Below are 16,057 nucleotides of genomic sequence, written 5' to 3' on the forward strand. Positions count from 1 at the left end.
GGAACTGTTTGCGGTCTGGGCTTCTTTATTAGTTAGCCGTCACACTTCATATTACAATCCGTCATCAAAAAAGATCGTTCTCTTATAAAGAGAGACGATCTTATTTTATTCTTTGGCTATGTTAAAATTTGTTGTTGATATTTGATAAATAAGAACTAATGTTCTATAATTGGGGTGATATCACTGTTAAGCAGGAGATAATATCGTAACTCCGAATTGTTAAAGTATAAAAATATTAGGAGTTTGTTATCATGAACTGTGACAGGATGTTAATCGTTTGGAAGGAATTAGTAAATGTTGATAGAATAAATATGAAGATGATCAGGTAATAAATTTGTACACATAAGGAGATAAAACTATGGCAGAAAACAAATTACTAAGAATGGACAATGTTGGCATCGTAGTAGAATCCCTTGATGACGCAATCGCTTTCTTCGAGGAGATTGGCTTGAAGCTCGAAGGGCGAGCTACTGTCGAAGGTGAATGGGCTGGTCGCGTAACCGGGCTAGGTTCACAGTGTGTAGAGATTGCTATGATGGTTACCCCAGATGGGCACAGCCGAATTGAACTTTCGCGATTTCTCACCCCGCCTACTATATCAGATCACCGAACTGCTCCTGTAAATGCCCTCGGTTATCTACGCGTCATGTTCACCGTTGAAGACATTGACGAGATGGTATCCAGACTCACTAAGTTCGGTGCTCAGCTCGTTGGCGAAGTGGTTCAGTACGAGGACTCGTATCGGCTCTGCTACATTCGTGGAAATGAAGGACTTCTAATCGGTCTGGCGCAACAACTCGGTAATAAATAAGTGACGTTTAAAAGAGAACTTAACTGAAATATACATGACTAGAGTAAAAAAATAGAAACAGAAAAGCAGTGTGAAAGTATCTCGAAGAAGTCGGGTGCATCATATAAACACCGCATTCACGTTCCGGGTCTGGGTGACCCTCGGTCCCAGAGACAAGGAACGAGGAAGTAATTGCCAGGACACATCCGCGCCCTAACCGCATCGCGGCCGGCAGCAAGCTGCCTTAACTCGGTGGACTTCGTGATGCATGAAGTTTAACGGAAATCAATGCAAAGCCAAATTAAAGGGACTCAACTAACGGGTACGGAAGCTCAATAAGCCGCCTCTTCTACGAGGCGGCTTTCTTATCGAAAAGATCAACATCAGGATTTAACATAGCTTATTCTTTAAGCATTTTGCGGTTAATTTTGTGCCCTAGCGGTTACATCCCAATCTTTTTTTTCGAGTATGCGCTCACCAGCCTTGAACACAAGGGATAAGTGATTAATTCCTGGCTTCAAGGGAAACTGTAGCGTAACATCATTCACGCCGAAGTCGGAGCCCAGCTTGTACAGCTGCTTTACTTTCGCCAGCTGTATATTCGTCAGATCGTTGTCATGGGTGTCTTGGCTTTTAACTAAAATTTGCAGACTAGGGGAAATCGCCTCGTTATCCAGATAGGTGCTCTCATAGAGAAGTCCAGAAAGATGAAGTTCATTTCCGTCAACGGCTATAGGCAAGTTAAAACCGGCTATCTCATATTCGCGGGAACTTAGTGTAACATGCTTATCGCCAAAGGCAACCTTTTCATGGTAGGCCGTCGTGGCGCCAAAAAGTTTTCTTACATCAGATAAGCTTAAAAGCGGCGGGAGTTTGAGTTCAGTCGTAACCGGCGAAGCCGTGAGGTTGACTTGATTAGCAAGTGCACCGTTCCAGAACGTCTTCGACGACTTCTCGTCAGCCTTGATTTGAAATGTATATCCTGCTTTATTTTTAAGCGACCACCAACCATTCGTATCCGGGCCAGTCAGATCATAATGATACTGCTCTGCCAAAAAACTGGCACTGAAATACGGCTCTCCGTTCAGAACTTTACCGACAACTTCGGAGCCGAAGGTAAATATACCAGAGTCATTTTGATAAAATACTCCTTGATACAGCATCGTAGATCGAATTTGCACATCATCTTCGCGACCTTTCAATACTACGCTGTCTTGAAAAGGGTACAATTGTACCCAACCTTGCCCGACAAAAGAATCGATCTTGTACCAGCGCGTGCCGTCTGGTGCGGTCCATGCCGCTAATGGATGGAGTGTTTGAGGCCCAATTTGGCCATTGTTCAGTGGTATCCTTGTATTGGGGTACCGAAAGATAGCTGTTACATATCCGCGAAGTTGAATGGACGCCGTATCATCTACCGTATCGTCAGGCTCGGCATAGGTCGGGCTAAACCAGCCCTTCGCTTGCTCGTTTTCGACGTGAAACCATGCTTCATGAAGCAAGTAGCCGTCTTCATTAAGTGTTGTTTCGACAACGTTCAAATTGCCCGGAGGCAGTTCCGTCACAATCTCGGCATTCGAATCCGGATACGCGAATAACGGGCTAGGGTACTTACGTTGGATGGTCTTCTTTTCTGATGTGATCGGCATACCTGAAGTAAAAGACCATTTTGGACCATACTCCGTATCAAATTGATAAGAACTCCCAAGCAAATTGCGATATTTTGCGGTTTGATGGACGAACATTTGGGTAAGAAGCCCTTCATATTGATATGTAATGTAGTCCATATGCGGGGAATTTCTGTAATAAACGCTCGGGTAATAAACTGTACGATCCAGCGGCTGTACAGCGCCGATCTCATCCAAGTGCAGGTGAACCCATTGATCACCGAGCCAGGTTGTATGGATTTTGATCCAGCGCTTTGGATTGTAATCCATCTCCGCTTGACGGAACCAGCTTTTCTCAGCATCCACAACCGTCACTTCTTGAGGGGAGAGAGAGGCCGTTGGGCCGCCTTTTTCGGATGCCTGTGCATATAACGGGGTTTCCGACATTAATCGGATGGTCGCCGGGGGAGGCACTTCGATTTGCCATGGAGTGGTTTTGATCCAACGATCCCCGAAATCGGTATGTATCTTCCACCAGTTCCCCGATGTAGCCCAATGCGCTTCCGCTTCGATCACTTCGACCGTTTGCGGGGAGAAGGAGCCTTCTGGCGTATTTTTGAGTGTATTTGGAATGACATAGTACGGCATTTTTTCTACTAATGTAAGTTTCTTGGGAATATAAAAGCCGTCTGCCGGCTCCGTTGGCGTATCTGCGTATTCATAGGCGTTACTGCTGGAGGCCAGCAGCACGATTTGCAATACGGCGCCTGATAAAGCGAGTAATATGACTTTTTTCCACATAAGAGGTCTCCTTGCATATTAATTTCAATTGTCTAGTATTTTTACTAAAAAACGGATCGAAAGTTGCGGAGGAGGACCGAGGTCGCCTAGGAGATTAAGCATGCAGCCTAGTTAAAGTGCTAAAGGGTGCTAATTATGACCCTGTGAAAGTACGAGTGTATGAAGGCGAACTACCAGATGGAAAAAATATCAAGGCAGTGGAGACCGAGGACCATTTCAATCAAGGGGAATGTTTCAAGGAAAATGGACTATTGATAATAAAGAGGTATCTTTAACAAAGAAATACAATCTCGAAAAACTATCGACGCCTGGCCACTCGCTATGAAAAAACAGCGAACATGTTCATGGCCTTTTTGACGCTGCTTTCCATTCGTTTTTGGCTCAAATAGGTTTGCGTACAGGCAGTAGTTCAATGAAGCAGCGACAGTCTAGGACATTGTTCAGTCCTGGACTGCCGCTATTTGATTTATGCTGGCTTCGGGCTAAAAAAGGAAGAGTGCTATTGATTAATTGATCGTAGCCAGGTGGAAATGATCGGCATGGTCGGCACGAATCTCAATCTTCGAGCTGGTCAAGCCATGGTTCTTGTAATAGTACACTTTGGTTACGTTGGAGTTTGCAACCGCAAGCTCGAGGAATTTCTTCGCTTGAGCATCCGTCAATCCTGCATTGCGGATGTCCACCGACTTGCCATCCTGATGGCTGCTGTGCTCAGGTGTGTCTGCGCCGTCAATTAAGCTCGCGTCATTAACTTCCAGCTTCTTGCTGTACGTATTATAGAAGCCTTGTGCGACCTGATCCAGCGTCGTTTTCGTGGACGGTGTTACATAGCTGTGATCCAGCCTGTATTTGATGTCTTTTGCCAAACCCTCGGACGTATCATTATAGTTAATGTAGTAAGAGGTATTGCCGACGCGTACATACCCTAATGGCGAGGATCCGATGGCGGCGTGAAAGGCATTGCGGCTTCCTGCACCGTAGATGCCATCAGCGGTCAAGCCTTTCACTTGCTGGAACACGATCAGATTGTCCTTGGTGGCCTGGTCGAAGGTGTTATTGGTGCTAGTAATTTTCGGAACGGTGCCGAAGTAGCTTTCATTGTTGCCATAGGCTCTCCACGCTTTGAGGTTGTTCTTCAAAACCCCGATTTGCGCATGAGTTTGTCCGAGTGAATAAGAGGACTGGTAGCTGACGCCATAGAAGCTGTTGGAATCGGCGGTACCTACGGCTGCCACGTTGGAATGACCCGCAAGCGCAAAGGCGCTGGAAACGATTGAGACGGCGGCGGTGCATGCAACGGCTAACGCGACAGCTAATTTCTTCTTCATTTTCATCAATATCACCCTCCAAATGGTTGTGTACTTCTACCCAATTAGGTTGAAGCAAATTGGAAATCTATTAATTTATTTCCAATATTATACTAACAAATGATATTTTTGTTGTATATAGATAAATTTTGAACATATTGTTAATTCTCTTTCCTTCGACGTCATCCTGTCCCAGAATTTCCACCCCTTTGCGAACATAATTGTCGTTTTCATGTATAGTAGAGAGGGAGAGCGGCGTGGTATATTTGGATATTACTCGATTTGATAGCGCTTACAATTTGAATAAAAGGAGCGAAAACTCATAATGTTCCAAAGATGGCTCAATATCATTGTCGTGGATGACGAGCTGCCGCTCCGCCAGGAGCTGCGCTCCTTCCCTTGGGGAGAGTGGGGCGCGGTGCTAGCCGGGGAAGCGGAGAACGGGACGGAGGCGCTCCGGTTGTGCCGGGACTGCGTGCCGGACGTCGTCGTTACCGATATTACGATGCCCCTGATGGACGGGCTGGAGCTGACGAAGCAGATCAAGCGGGAATTTCCCGCGGTGCAGGTGATTCTGCTCACCTGTCATAGCGATTTTCACTATGCCCGCGAGGCGCTGAAGCTGGGAGCGCTGGAGTATCTGGTCAAGGTCACGCTGGAGGAATCCGAACTGGAGCAGGCAATAGGCCGGGCGCGGGAAGCGATCGGACGCGAGCATGCCCATCGCAGGCAGACGCTGGACCAGCAGCGGCGCGAGCAGGCCAAGACGATCGGACGTCTGCTCAAGGATAAGCAGCCCGTCGAAGAGCTTATAGTTGCGGATCTGAGCCGCTGCGGGATGCTGCCTCAGCTTCCGGCGCGTCTAGCGATGATCCAGGTGCAGAGCGGCGAAGAGGACCGCGTATTCATCGAGCAGGAAATTCAATCCGCTCTGGATAATTTGGAATCGTCCTTCAGTCCGAGCTTCTGCTGGGTTCCCGTATGCAGCACGGAATATGCGCTGTTTTTCCCGGACGGCCAGCCTGCGATAAACCAATTAAAGCTGAGTCTGGAGGCAGTGGTAAGGGGGCTCGGGCAGGCGCTCGACACCAATCTGCCATTTCTCGGCCAGGAAACGGCCGTATTTGGGGTGATCAGCGAGTCGCTTGCCAGTGGCACGGAGTTTCTGGAAGCCTTCGGGCAGATCAAGAGATGGCAGCAGGCCAGGTTTTACGAGCAAGAAGCAGGCCAAGCGGTCTTCGTAGGCAAGCCTGTCCCACTCTCGCCACTGGACAAGGCGCAAGCGGCCCTGCTGCTGGAAGGACTGAGCCAGCTGGGCGGTAGCGATGGGATTGCCGGCTACATCCGAACGGAATTCGTCCGGGCGTGCCTTAAGCACCGTTACGAACCGGAGGCGCTTAAGCAGGCGGTCGAGCGTTTTTTTCAGGAGCGGCCGGGGGCAGCAGCTGCCGCACGGGAGGACTTGTCGGATATCCGGCAAGCCGCCACGCTTGGCGAGCTGGCGGATGCTATGCATCGGCTTACGGTACAAACCAATGGCAGGAAGGGACGGCTGCGCCAGGAGGTTCACGAGGCGAAGCAGTATATCGCCGGGCATCTTCACGAGCCGGTGACCCTGCAGCTGGTAGCCGAGCATGTGGCGCTAAGCCCACATTACCTGAGCCGGCTGTTCCGCGAGGAAGTGGGGGAGTCCGTTCTTGAATATATGACCAGGCTGCGGATAGGCAAAGCGATCCAACTGCTGGAACAAACGAATCTGAAGGTGTACGAGGTCGCCGATCGGGTAGGCATCCCTAGCTACCGGTACTTCTCGACGCTGTTCCGCAGCTGGACGGGGGTTCCGCCGACGGACTATAAAAAGCAGCAGGGCGGTCAAGCGGTCGACGAAGATGGAGGTGAGGCGCAATGAAGCGCTGGTTGCAGCGATACCAACGCATCGGGATAGCGACCAAGCAGTTTATCTTCTTCTTTGTTGTGACCTTCATCATGTTCATGGCGCTCGCCCTGAACAATCTGCGGGATGCGGAGGCCTTGTTCCGCGATCAGGTGGTACGGGATGCGCAGCAGCTGATCGGGCGAACGAACCAGTACCTGGATTCGTATCTGGATAATGTACAGAACATGCTGCTGCTGCTCTCCACCCGGGACGACTTATTCCTCGAAGGTCACGAGGAGGAAGCGGCTAAGACCCTTAGAACCTATGCCAGCTATAACAGCTCGGTCGCCCGGACGCTTTATCTGGTCCGGGAGGACGGCCGGGTGTATTCCAACGCCCAGGTCAACTATGAGATCATGGGCAATCCGCATCTGGAATCGCTCTACCGGCTCGCGATGTCCAACTACGGCGCGATGAATGTGAGCGAGCCCTATGACTCGCCGTTATCCGGCAAAACGATCGCCTATGTCCTCCCTGTGACCGACCGGAACAAGTCGCAGACGCGCGGCGTTGCGATCGTCGAGATCGATCTGGAGCGGCTGACCGGTCTCGTCGCGCCGCTGCTGGTCAGCGACAACCAGACTTTCACGATCATTTCGAAGAAAAATAACGTGATCACCTATACGGATCCTAACGACAAGCTGCTGCCTTATGTGCCGGGCACGTTCCTGCCCCAGCTCCAGTCGTCCTTTCTGGAACAGCTCGGCGAGCTTCCGGTCGGTGTACGAACGATGCAGAGCAACGCGAATTCTCTGGTCGTGATCAAGTCGTCGAGCAACCGGCTCGGCTGGAGCCTGATTTGTTTTATCAAGGAGGATTTCTTCTACCAGAATGTAAGGAAGCTGTACCGGAACTACCGGGATGCCGGGATGATCTGGGTCGTGGTGCTGTTTGGCAGCACATGGATCATGACGCGACACTTCACGAGGCCTGTGCGGGGATTGGCAGCCAAGATGGACCGGGTCCGCGATCTAGGGGCGCTGTCACATATTTCCGTGGACCGATTCGACGAGATCGGCACGCTGGCGCGAAGCTACAACGCGATGATGGAGCGCATCCATACGCTGCTGAGCGAGACGAAGGAGATGGAGGTGAAGAAGAAGCAGTCTGAGCTGAAGATGCTGCAAAGCCAAATCGCTCCGCATTTCCTATATAACACGCTGGCCTGCATCAGCAGCCTCGCCCGTCAGGGACGGGTGGACGATGTGCGGGAGACGATCAAGTCGCTGGTCGCGCTGTTGTCGTTCAGCTTCAATAAAACCTCCGAGTTCGTGACGCTCGCGGAGGAGCTGGAGGGGCTGCAGAGATATGTGCAGATTCAGCGCATTCGCTATGGGGATGTATTCACATTGACCATCGATGTGGAGGAAGCGGCGCTTCGCAGCAAGCTGCTGAAGCTGACGCTGCAGCCGATCGTGGAGAATGCGATCTTTCACGGTATCGTACCGAACAAGAAGGCCGGCTGCATCCATATCCGCGGTCGTCTGCAGCATGGAATGCTCAGGCTGGCGATCTGCGATGACGGGCTCGGGATGCCTCCGGATACGATGCGGGGATTGCTGCTGGGACGAAAGGAGACTCCCTCCAAGTATTCGTTCACCGGGATGGGGATCATCAACGTCCATGAACGGATCCGCCTGCATGTCGGACAGCCTTACGGACTCAAGGTACGCTCTCAGGAAGGGCGCGGGACTGTCGTACGTCTGCTGATGCCTTACGAGGAGTGGATAGGAGAGCCGCCGATTCGCGAATAGCCGTAACTCGAACAGTTTTGTCGTTTTCATGCATATTCACTGCCAGGGGCGGCTTGCTATACTGGGACCAGAAATTGAAAGCGCAATCAAGAAAGGGGTGAGAGCATGAAACAAGCATCGGCTGCGGCAGCCGCAGCACAGCAAGCCGACCGTCAAGCCAGACTTCTGGCGCTGGGTCATACGGTTTGGTCATACAGGGCGTTCTATCTCATGCTGCTGCCCGGTGTGCTGTACTACATTATTTTCAAGTATGTTCCCATGTACGGCGTTGTGATCGCGTTCAAGGATTTCAACATGCTCGAGGGGGTTATGGGGAGCAGCTGGGCCGATCCTTGGTACCGTCACTTCGAAACGTTCTATCATTCCCCGTACTTCGGCCAGCTCCTGACCAATACGGTACTGATCAGTGTCTACAAGCTAGCGTTCGGAACAATCCCGCCAATCCTGATGGCCTTGCTGCTGAACGAATGCCGGGTCCGCTGGTTCAAGTCAATGGTGCAAACGCTGACGTACATGCCGCATTTTCTGTCCTGGGTCATCATCTACGGCATTCTGCTGGCGCTGTTCGGTCAAAGCTCGGGTCTGTTCAACCGGTGGATCGTGGAAGCGGGCGGCAGCTCGATTCCGTTCCTAACCTCCACTGACTATTTCCGCAGCCTGCTGGTTGGATCGGAGATCTGGCAGAATCTCGGCTGGGGCGCGATTATCTACCTGGCCGCTATCGCAGGCATCGATCCGACGCTCTATGAGGCTGCACGTGTGGATGGGGCGAGCCGGATGCGTATGATCTGGCATATTACGCTTCCGGGCATCCGCAGCGTGATCGTGCTGCTGTTCATTCTCAAGCTGGGTCAGATGATGGACGCGGGCTTCGATCAAATTTACATTCTGTACAACATTCAGGTGTATCCGGTCGCGGATATTCTGGATACCTGGGTATTCCGAACGGGGCTGCAGCAATTAAACTTCAGTCTGGCTTCGGCGGTAGGTCTGTTCAAGTCGGCCATCGGGCTCATTCTGGTCGTCCTGTCCAACCAATTGGCTAAGAAGTGGGGGGAGAATATATGGTAAAAGGCTTCGAGGACCGCGTGGTCAATGGCATCGTATTCGGCATTCTGGGTCTGGCGGCCGCCTCCGCGATCTTTCCGCTGCTGTATGTCGTCTCCGTCTCGATCACTCCATTCGCCGAGGTGCTGAAGAACGGCGGCTTCATCCTGCTGCCGAAGAGCATTACCTTCGATGCGTATGCCAAGCTGCTGACGGAGTCGAATATCCCCCGGGCGTTCTGGGTGACGATCTTCATTACCGTCGTCGGAACTGTTGCCAATCTGCTGCTGACCACGCTCATGGCTTATCCGCTGAGCCGCAAGAAGCTGCCTGGCCGGAGCTTCTTCCTGCTGATGGTCGTCTTCACGATGCTGTTCAGCGGAGGGCTCATCCCGACTTATCTCGTCGTGAAGGCGGTTGGTCTGCTGGACTCGGTCTGGGCCATGATCGTGCCGAGCATCATCTGGAGCTTCAATATCCTGATCATGAAAAGCTTCTTCGAAAACCTGCCCGAGGAGCTGTTCGAGTCGGCCCGGATGGATGGAGCAGGCGAGTACCGCATCCTGTGGCAGATCGTGATCCCGCTGTCGGTACCGTCGATGCTAACCGTCGGACTGTTCTACATGGTCGGCCACTGGAATGAATTTTTCCAGGCCATCATGTACGTCACAGACCGGACGCTATTTCCTCTGCAGGTCGTCGTGCGGGAGATCCTGATGCTGTCCCAGCAGCCGCTCGAATCGGTCGAGAATATGACGCCGACCGAGACGATGCAGATGGCTTCCGTGATTCTGGCCAGCCTGCCTATCATTATCGTGTATCCGTTTATCCAGAAGCACTTTACGAAGGGTATGCTGCTCGGCTCCATCAAGGGCTGAGCATCACTTAAACCAGAGAAAGAAGGGGAACGCATGAACATGAACCGTACCCGTACCCGTACATCCGCTTTATCCGTGGCTATGACCACGATCTTGTTGGGGGGAGCGGTGCTGACAGGCTGCAGCAGCCAGAAGCCGGAGAGTCCGCCAGCTGGGTCTGCTCCGGGCGGCGACGCCAAGCAGGAGGCTCCGAAGTCCGTCAAGCCTGTGAAGCTGGACATTATTGAACCGGGCAGCGGGCTGCCTGCGCCTGATCAGGATCAGATCAAACAGGAGCTGGACAAGGCGCTCGGCATCGAGACCAATCTGACCGTCTATGCCTCGAACGATGATTACAAGAATCAGCTGAACGTCAGGATGGCCTCCGGCAACTTCCCGGATCTGTTCTCCGTAGACCGGGCGCAGCTCAAGCAGTACGTCGAGCAGGGCTTGCTGCTCGATCTGACCCCTTACAAGGATAAGCTCAAGCCAACGATCGACTTCATCGGAGCGGATACAGTGAAGAAAGGCACGCTGAACGGCAAGCATTATGCGGTTGCCAAGGCGCCTCAGATTCCTTACAACACGTTCTGGATTCGCAAGGATTGGCTCGATAAGGTGGGTCTGAAGCCGCCGACAACCATTGACGAGCTGCTGGAAGCAGCGGTCGCATTTACGGAGAAGGATCCCGACGGCAACGGGAAGAAGGATACATTCGGGCTGACCGGGGGCAAGCTGGGCGCGTTCTATCCAGTATTCGGCGCATTCGGCGTAGGCGGACCAGGCAACTTCTACGAGAAGGACGGCAAGGTGATGAATGCGTTCTACGATCCGGCCTTCAAGGACGCGCTGGCTTTCATCAAGAAAATGGTCGATACCGGAGCGGTCGATCCGGAGCTGTTGTCCAACAACAGCACGCCGCAATTCCAGCAGAAGGGCATCAAGGGCCAGGCGGGGATCATGTGGATTGATTGGCCGAATGTGACCAAGGATGAATTTGTCGCCCAGATCAAGGCGGTCAACCCGCAAGCCGAGTGGATTCAGCTCCCTGCCTTGAAAGGACCGGGCGGTCAGTTCGAGGGGGCTTACGACATCGGGACGTCGGCGGGCATGTATGCGATCCCTAAGGGATTGGAGAAAAATCCAGAGAAGCTGAACAAGGTCATCGAGCTGCTGAATTACGTATCTACCCAGGATACCGGCTCTGCGCTCGTTCAATTCGGTATCAAGGGCAAGCACTATAACCTGGAGAACGGGAAAGTAGTGCCGACCGAGCTGATGGGCAAGGAAGTGAACTATTCCTGGCTGTACCAATTCACGGGGCGTCCGGAAGTCGAGTATTTGTACGTGAAGTTTGCCAAGCAGGCACCGTTTATCGAGTTCGCCAGCAAACAACCGCGGATCAGCGCCCTCAATGGCTTTGTGGATAACCCGACCGGGTTTAATAGCGCCGATGCGCAGCGCTACATCGACGAGGAGCTGGCCAAGTTCGTGTATGGCAAGCGCCTGCTAACGGAGTACGATGCCTTTATCAAGACACTGGAGACGTCGATGAACTATAAGTCTTATCTGGATGCAGGCATGAAGCAGCTGGCCGAGCTCGGATTCGGTAAAAAGTAAGGGCAGCGTACAGCCCCAGGCTTTGAGCAGAATGCTTGAATAACAAAGATCGAAGAAGATACCGGAGGGAAAAAACGATGAGTATAACAGGCGTGCCGGCCTTGACCGAGACAGAGAAGGAACGTATTGCGGAATGGAAGGCGCAGTTCGAAGAGCAGGGATACTTGATCCTGCCGGGGGTCTTGTCCCAGGAGCAGGTAGGCCGGCTGAATGCGGCCATTGACGACTTGCTGGAGGAGGAGCCTGGTAGTCTCGCCCATAATATCTACCATTCCGTCGAGCGTCATCCGGAGATTGCGGCGTTGATCGACGAGCCGACGGTGCTGCCGCTGATCGTGAACTTGCTCGGGTATAACATCCAACTGCATATCTCGCATCTGACCATACGCAAGCCGAATCCGGAGCAGGTGAAAACCGAGACGAACAGCTTCATCAACTGGCATCAGGACGGCCCGCATCCGCAGTTCCCGAGCATTCAAGGCATTACGTCTACCTATTACATCAAGGCGTGCTATATCCTCAGCGATATGTCCGAGCCGAACCGGGGCAATACGAAGGTGATACCTGGCAGCCATAACCGGCCGTACAGTCCCGAGCACACGAATGTCGACGGGGTTCTGGAGAATGAGCTCCAGGTATGCGGCAAACCTGGCGATGTCTTCATCTTCACGCAGAGCCTGTGGCATTCCGGTGCTCCGAATCTCTCGACATTTACCCGGCGCCAGCTCTTCTTCGGCTATAGTCCGATTTGGATGCGGCCGATCGATTACCGCACCGTGTCCGACCGTTTGCTGGAGGGGGCTTCTCCGGTCCGGAGACAGCTGCTCGGCGTGATCGACGACAATCCATTCAAATATTATGTGCCGCAGGAGTCCATGACTCCGCTCAAGGCGCTGTATTTCGATGGCGGCTCGCACAGCGTGTACGAGTAGCAACGGACCGCCCGTCTGCTGCAACTGCAGCTTCATGGCGTCATGCAGCTGAATTACAGCTTGCAAGGAAGGACTCTCTGCCGTTTCGATGGCCGGGAGTCCTCTTGTTGTTGTGTATATATGACGCATCATCTACCAATGCCGATCGGCCCACTCCTCGAAGGATGAGGTTTCGCTGAAATCCTCCACAATGAATGTCTGTAAGCTTATCAGGGAAATCCAGAACACGGTCACTAACCAAGCTGTTTTTACCATCATGGGCTCACCGCCTAACATTAAGATTTAATGTATGGACGCGTGGAGCTGTAAAAGGTTGCATGAGCGAGGTACATGCTACCATTCATTCGCGAAAACAAGATGCACACTTGCTTGTTAGGTTCAGTCAAGCCAGCAGCGATATTCTTGAAATGTTTCGACAAAAATAATTCATATTAATCAACTCGGATTAGTTTACAAAATGATGAAGACTGATTACAATATAAGGAAGCAAAGGAGACACCTCTATGCGCTGAACGCTATTAATCGAAAAGGTGATGAATATGGGCGAGTCGAGCCGTAGAATGGTATTGAATTTGGTGTTGCAAAACGGAGGTTCTCACCGGGGAGCCTGGCGCCATTCCAGTGCGAAGTTGGATGAGATTCACGATATCAAATATATACTCAAGCTGGCACAAAAGGCGGAGGCGTCGCGGATCGATTCGTTATTTATCGCGGATGGCTTATCGATCGAGGCCAAGGCTGTCCAGCACGGGCCGATCTTCGGTTTCGAGCCGCTGACGCTGCTGTCGTCCATCGCGACGGTCACCGAGCGGATCGGCCTGATAGCCACGGTATCGACAACCTTCAACGAGCCGTATAATGTGGCCCGCCAGTTTGCTTCCCTGGACCATATCAGCGGGGGGCGTGCCGGTTGGAATATCGTGACGACCGGGGTCGAGCGGACGGCCTTCAACTTTGGCCTGGATCACCTTCCTCCGCATACGGAGCGCTACGAGAGGGCCAAGGAATTCACCGAGGTTGTCCAGAAGCTATGGGACAGCTGGGAGCAGGATGCGCTCGTCCAGGATAAGGCTGCCGGTATCTATGCGGATGTGGGCAAGGTCCATGATATCCACCACCAGGGTACGTATTATTCCGTGCGTGGAGCGCTTAACATTATGCGGCCGCCGCAGGGCAGGCCGTTGCTTGTACAGGCGGGAGCTTCTGACGAAGGAAAGGCGCTGGCAGCCCAATTCGCGGAAATGATTTTTACCGTTCAGCCTACGCTGGAGGATGCGCAGCTGTTCTATCAGGATATCAAGTCAAGAACGGTCTCAGCGGGGAGGACTCCCGAGAGCGTTCATATCTTACCCGGGCTGCTTGTCATCGTCGGGAACACGGAGGAGGAAGCGCTGGAGAAGGCTAGCGAGCTGCGCCAGCTCGGCCCGATCGAACGCTCCGTGATGTCATTGTCCAACCTGCTGGGGATGGACTTTTCCATATACTCACTGGACGATCCGTTCCCCAAGCTGCCCGAGCCTGAGCAGGTTAACGCTTACCAGTCGTTCCATAAGATGGTCCGGAAAATCGTGGACAATCGAACATTGACGCTGCGGGAGTTTCTTGATAAATATTGGGTCGGAAGCGGACAATTGCGGGTAGCCGGAACTGCGGAGCAGATCGCGGACGTGATGGAGGAATGGTTCGTGAACGGAGCGGCGGACGGCTTCAACGTCATGCCGCAGCTTGCTTCGGGCGGCGCGGAGGATTTTCTGGATCGGGTCGTGCCGGTGCTGCAGCGGCGCGGACTGTTTCCAACCGCATACGAGAAGCCTACCCTACGGGAAAATCTGGGGCTCCAGCCACATGCCCTGGCTCATTAGAGGAGGAATCGGTTCATGACGGTACAACTGCAAGCTACAGCTTACGAAACACTTTATCCAGAGGGACATCTGCTGGCTGATGCCGACTGGGTCGATGCTCACCGCACGGCTCCAGGAGTCGTGCTCCTGGACGCCAGAGCCAAGGGCTATGATGAAGGACATATTCCCGGCGCTGTCTGGGTCGATGTCAAGGCATTCAAGGATGCCCCGGCGTATACCTTTGCCTCGGCGGACGCGATCAGAGAAAGGCTAGAGCAAAGCGGCGTTAGCCAGGACAGCACGGTGCTCGTCTATGACGACGGGGGCGGCGTGCTGGCCACTCGCTTGTTATATGTGCTTGAATTCGTGGGACTGAGAAATCAGGTGAAGCTGCTCAATGGCGGGTATGCGGCTTGGTTGGCAGCAGGGAAGGAAATAACGAGGGAAGCACCGGTCATTAAGCCGGGTAGTCTTATCGTGCAGCCTAACCCGCAGCTGGTCGTCACGAGGGAGCACATCGAAGCGGGCCTTACAGACAGCGTCCTGCTCGATGTGCGGTCAGCCGGTGAATACAGCGGACAGGACGCTCGGGATAACCTCCGAGCCGGTCATATTCCGGGGGCTGTCAACAAGGAATGGAAGGAAGCGCTTGCGCCCGCTGGCCAAGGCGGAGTTGTCAGGTTCAAGAGCTATGCCGAGCTGAGCCGGGAGCTGGGGGAAGCAGGGGTTAACAACCCGGAGCTCACGGTCGTTCCCTACTGCCAGAGTAATCAGCGGGGCGCACATGCGTACTTTGTTCTGAGATTACTCGGCTTCTCCGACATTCGCCCTTACGAAGGCTCGTGGGACGAATGGGGAAATACCGAAGAGACTACCGTTTCGAGCGGCGAAGCCTGAACATATAGAAGGCGACTGCTGCGGATAGCAGCGCAACGACGGTGACGATGCCGGCCAGTGCAGCGGGACCGACGGTTCCGCTCCCCAAGCCTAGTGAAGTTGCCGAGGGTGACGAGCCATTCCCCAGAATCGCGAGCTGTTCTGCGGCTGACGCCAGCGGCATGGTCATATCGCAGATCGTCGTCTTGAGCTTACCTTCGTAGGTACGGGCCGAGACCAGATAGGCTTGCCCGACCTTGAACGTATCGTATCCGCAGCTGCTTGAGCTTAGCGCTGTATATACCTCCGTTTTCTTGGCCAGCTCCCCCTTCCACACGGTCGCTACCTGGAAGTTAACCCGGACCGGGTCATCCGAGGATAGAATCATCATCTGAGGACGCTTGACCGCAGTGACCTCGCCTGCGAATATAGCGGTCTGGCTGGCTAAGGCATTCTCCACTTGCTCCTTCCCTGTGCGTGGAGTAGCGCAGGAGCAGGCCTGTGCAGTTGATGGGTGCAGGATGAGCCAAGAGCTGAACAGAGTCATCCAGCATAGAGCGAATAAAACGAATTTCCGATTCATTATGGATTTCCCTCCTATGAATCATTAAACGAGGAGAGGCAGGAATTTGTTGCCAATCCCCGTGTAATCTTGTATAAAATAGGAAGAAGAATAGGCTGTGCCGTAA

The 16,057-nt window shown here is 53.0% G+C and carries 13 protein-coding genes; 9 read left to right on the forward strand and 4 right to left on the reverse strand.

Features of this window, described 5'->3' with window-relative positions; translation table 11 throughout:
* Window positions 1–358 precede the first annotated feature (358 nt).
* Entirely contained in the window at window positions 359–811 is a 453-nt protein-coding gene (locus WMW72_RS32550) for a VOC family protein (RefSeq protein ID WP_341419761.1), read from the forward strand.
* Between the two features lie 401 nt (window positions 812–1,212).
* Here the strand turns inward: WMW72_RS32550 and WMW72_RS32555 are convergent, their stop codons facing one another.
* Both WMW72_RS32555 and WMW72_RS32560 read right to left on the reverse strand, forming a co-directional pair.
* Window positions 1,213–3,198, reverse strand: coding sequence for an SH3 domain-containing protein (locus WMW72_RS32555; RefSeq protein WP_341419762.1), 1,986 nt, complete (start codon window positions 3,196–3,198; stop codon window positions 1,213–1,215).
* Between the two features lie 506 nt (window positions 3,199–3,704).
* Complete coding sequence (locus WMW72_RS32560; RefSeq protein ID WP_341419763.1) at window positions 3,705–4,532, reverse strand: peptidoglycan-binding protein; 828 nt, start codon at window positions 4,530–4,532, stop codon at window positions 3,705–3,707.
* Between the two features lie 298 nt (window positions 4,533–4,830).
* Between WMW72_RS32560 and WMW72_RS32565 the strand changes: the two genes are divergently transcribed.
* The 6 genes from WMW72_RS32565 (at window position 4,831) to WMW72_RS32590 (ending at window position 12,651) form a co-directional block, all read left to right on the forward strand.
* Window positions 4,831–6,414, forward strand: a complete 1,584-nt coding sequence (locus WMW72_RS32565) for a response regulator transcription factor (protein WP_341419765.1) — start codon at window positions 4,831–4,833, stop codon at window positions 6,412–6,414.
* Window positions 6,411–8,195, forward strand: a complete 1,785-nt coding sequence (locus tag WMW72_RS32570) for a cache domain-containing sensor histidine kinase (RefSeq protein WP_341419766.1) — start codon at window positions 6,411–6,413, stop codon at window positions 8,193–8,195. Before WMW72_RS32565 ends, WMW72_RS32570 begins: the two co-directional genes overlap by 4 nt.
* A gap of 210 nt (window positions 8,196–8,405) precedes the next feature.
* Entirely contained in the window at window positions 8,406–9,266 is an 861-nt protein-coding gene (locus WMW72_RS32575) for an ABC transporter permease (protein WP_341419807.1), read from the forward strand.
* The gene (locus WMW72_RS32580; protein WP_341419767.1) at window positions 9,260–10,120 is read left to right on the forward strand and encodes a carbohydrate ABC transporter permease; all 861 of its coding nucleotides are present in this window, start codon (window positions 9,260–9,262) and stop codon (window positions 10,118–10,120) included. Before WMW72_RS32575 ends, WMW72_RS32580 begins: the two co-directional genes overlap by 7 nt.
* Window positions 10,121–10,153: 33 nt before the next feature.
* Window positions 10,154–11,719, forward strand: a complete 1,566-nt coding sequence (locus WMW72_RS32585) for an extracellular solute-binding protein (RefSeq protein ID WP_423227629.1) — start codon at window positions 10,154–10,156, stop codon at window positions 11,717–11,719.
* A gap of 77 nt (window positions 11,720–11,796) precedes the next feature.
* Entirely contained in the window at window positions 11,797–12,651 is an 855-nt protein-coding gene (locus tag WMW72_RS32590) for a phytanoyl-CoA dioxygenase family protein (RefSeq protein ID WP_341419768.1), read from the forward strand.
* Window positions 12,652–12,783: 132 nt separating this feature from the next.
* On the opposite strand, the gene WMW72_RS32595 is transcribed toward WMW72_RS32590, so the two are convergent.
* Window positions 12,784–12,909 (reverse strand): hypothetical protein, encoded by a 126-nt coding sequence (locus tag WMW72_RS32595; RefSeq protein ID WP_341419769.1) that lies wholly within the window; start codon window positions 12,907–12,909, stop codon window positions 12,784–12,786.
* A 281-nt stretch (window positions 12,910–13,190) separates the two neighbouring features.
* Here WMW72_RS32595 and WMW72_RS32600 point away from each other — a divergent pair, with 281 nt between their 5' ends.
* Both WMW72_RS32600 and WMW72_RS32605 read left to right on the forward strand, forming a co-directional pair.
* The gene (locus WMW72_RS32600) at window positions 13,191–14,513 is read left to right on the forward strand and encodes an LLM class flavin-dependent oxidoreductase (RefSeq protein WP_423227630.1); all 1,323 of its coding nucleotides are present in this window, start codon (window positions 13,191–13,193) and stop codon (window positions 14,511–14,513) included.
* 15 nt (window positions 14,514–14,528) lie between these two features.
* On the forward strand, window positions 14,529–15,389 hold the full coding sequence (locus WMW72_RS32605; RefSeq protein ID WP_341419772.1) for a sulfurtransferase: 861 nt from the start codon (window positions 14,529–14,531) through the stop codon (window positions 15,387–15,389).
* On the opposite strand, the gene WMW72_RS32610 is transcribed toward WMW72_RS32605, so the two are convergent.
* Window positions 15,364–15,951, reverse strand: a complete 588-nt coding sequence (locus WMW72_RS32610) for a hypothetical protein (protein WP_341419773.1) — start codon at window positions 15,949–15,951, stop codon at window positions 15,364–15,366. The two genes, WMW72_RS32605 and WMW72_RS32610, sit on opposite strands and share 26 nt — an antisense overlap.
* Window positions 15,952–16,057: the final 106 nt, after the last annotated feature.

The organism is Paenibacillus filicis (assembly GCF_038070315.1).
GTDB lineage: Bacteria > Bacillota > Bacilli > Paenibacillales > NBRC-103111 > Paenibacillus_G > Paenibacillus_G filicis.

Coding starts and splice junctions, on each gene's coding strand:
- WMW72_RS32575 (WP_341419807.1), top strand. CDS start 8,406: ATGCTGCTGCCCGGTGTGCTGTACTACATTATTTTCAAGTATGTTCCC.
- WMW72_RS32555 (WP_341419762.1), bottom strand. CDS start 3,198: ATGTGGAAAAAAGTCATATTACTCGCTTTATCAGGCGCCGTATTGCAA.
- WMW72_RS32590 (WP_341419768.1), top strand. CDS start 11,797: ATGAGTATAACAGGCGTGCCGGCCTTGACCGAGACAGAGAAGGAACGT.
- WMW72_RS32585 (WP_423227629.1), top strand. CDS start 10,154: ATGAACATGAACCGTACCCGTACCCGTACATCCGCTTTATCCGTGGCT.
- WMW72_RS32605 (WP_341419772.1), top strand. CDS start 14,529: ATGACGGTACAACTGCAAGCTACAGCTTACGAAACACTTTATCCAGAG.
- WMW72_RS32600 (WP_423227630.1), top strand. CDS start 13,191: ATGGGCGAGTCGAGCCGTAGAATGGTATTGAATTTGGTGTTGCAAAAC.
- WMW72_RS32560 (WP_341419763.1), bottom strand. CDS start 4,532: ATGAAAATGAAGAAGAAATTAGCTGTCGCGTTAGCCGTTGCATGCACC.
- WMW72_RS32565 (WP_341419765.1), top strand. CDS start 4,831: ATGTTCCAAAGATGGCTCAATATCATTGTCGTGGATGACGAGCTGCCG.
- WMW72_RS32595 (WP_341419769.1), bottom strand. CDS start 12,909: ATGATGGTAAAAACAGCTTGGTTAGTGACCGTGTTCTGGATTTCCCTG.
- WMW72_RS32580 (WP_341419767.1), top strand. CDS start 9,260: ATGGTAAAAGGCTTCGAGGACCGCGTGGTCAATGGCATCGTATTCGGC.
- WMW72_RS32610 (WP_341419773.1), bottom strand. CDS start 15,951: ATGAATCGGAAATTCGTTTTATTCGCTCTATGCTGGATGACTCTGTTC.
- WMW72_RS32550 (WP_341419761.1), top strand. CDS start 359: ATGGCAGAAAACAAATTACTAAGAATGGACAATGTTGGCATCGTAGTA.
- WMW72_RS32570 (WP_341419766.1), top strand. CDS start 6,411: ATGAAGCGCTGGTTGCAGCGATACCAACGCATCGGGATAGCGACCAAG.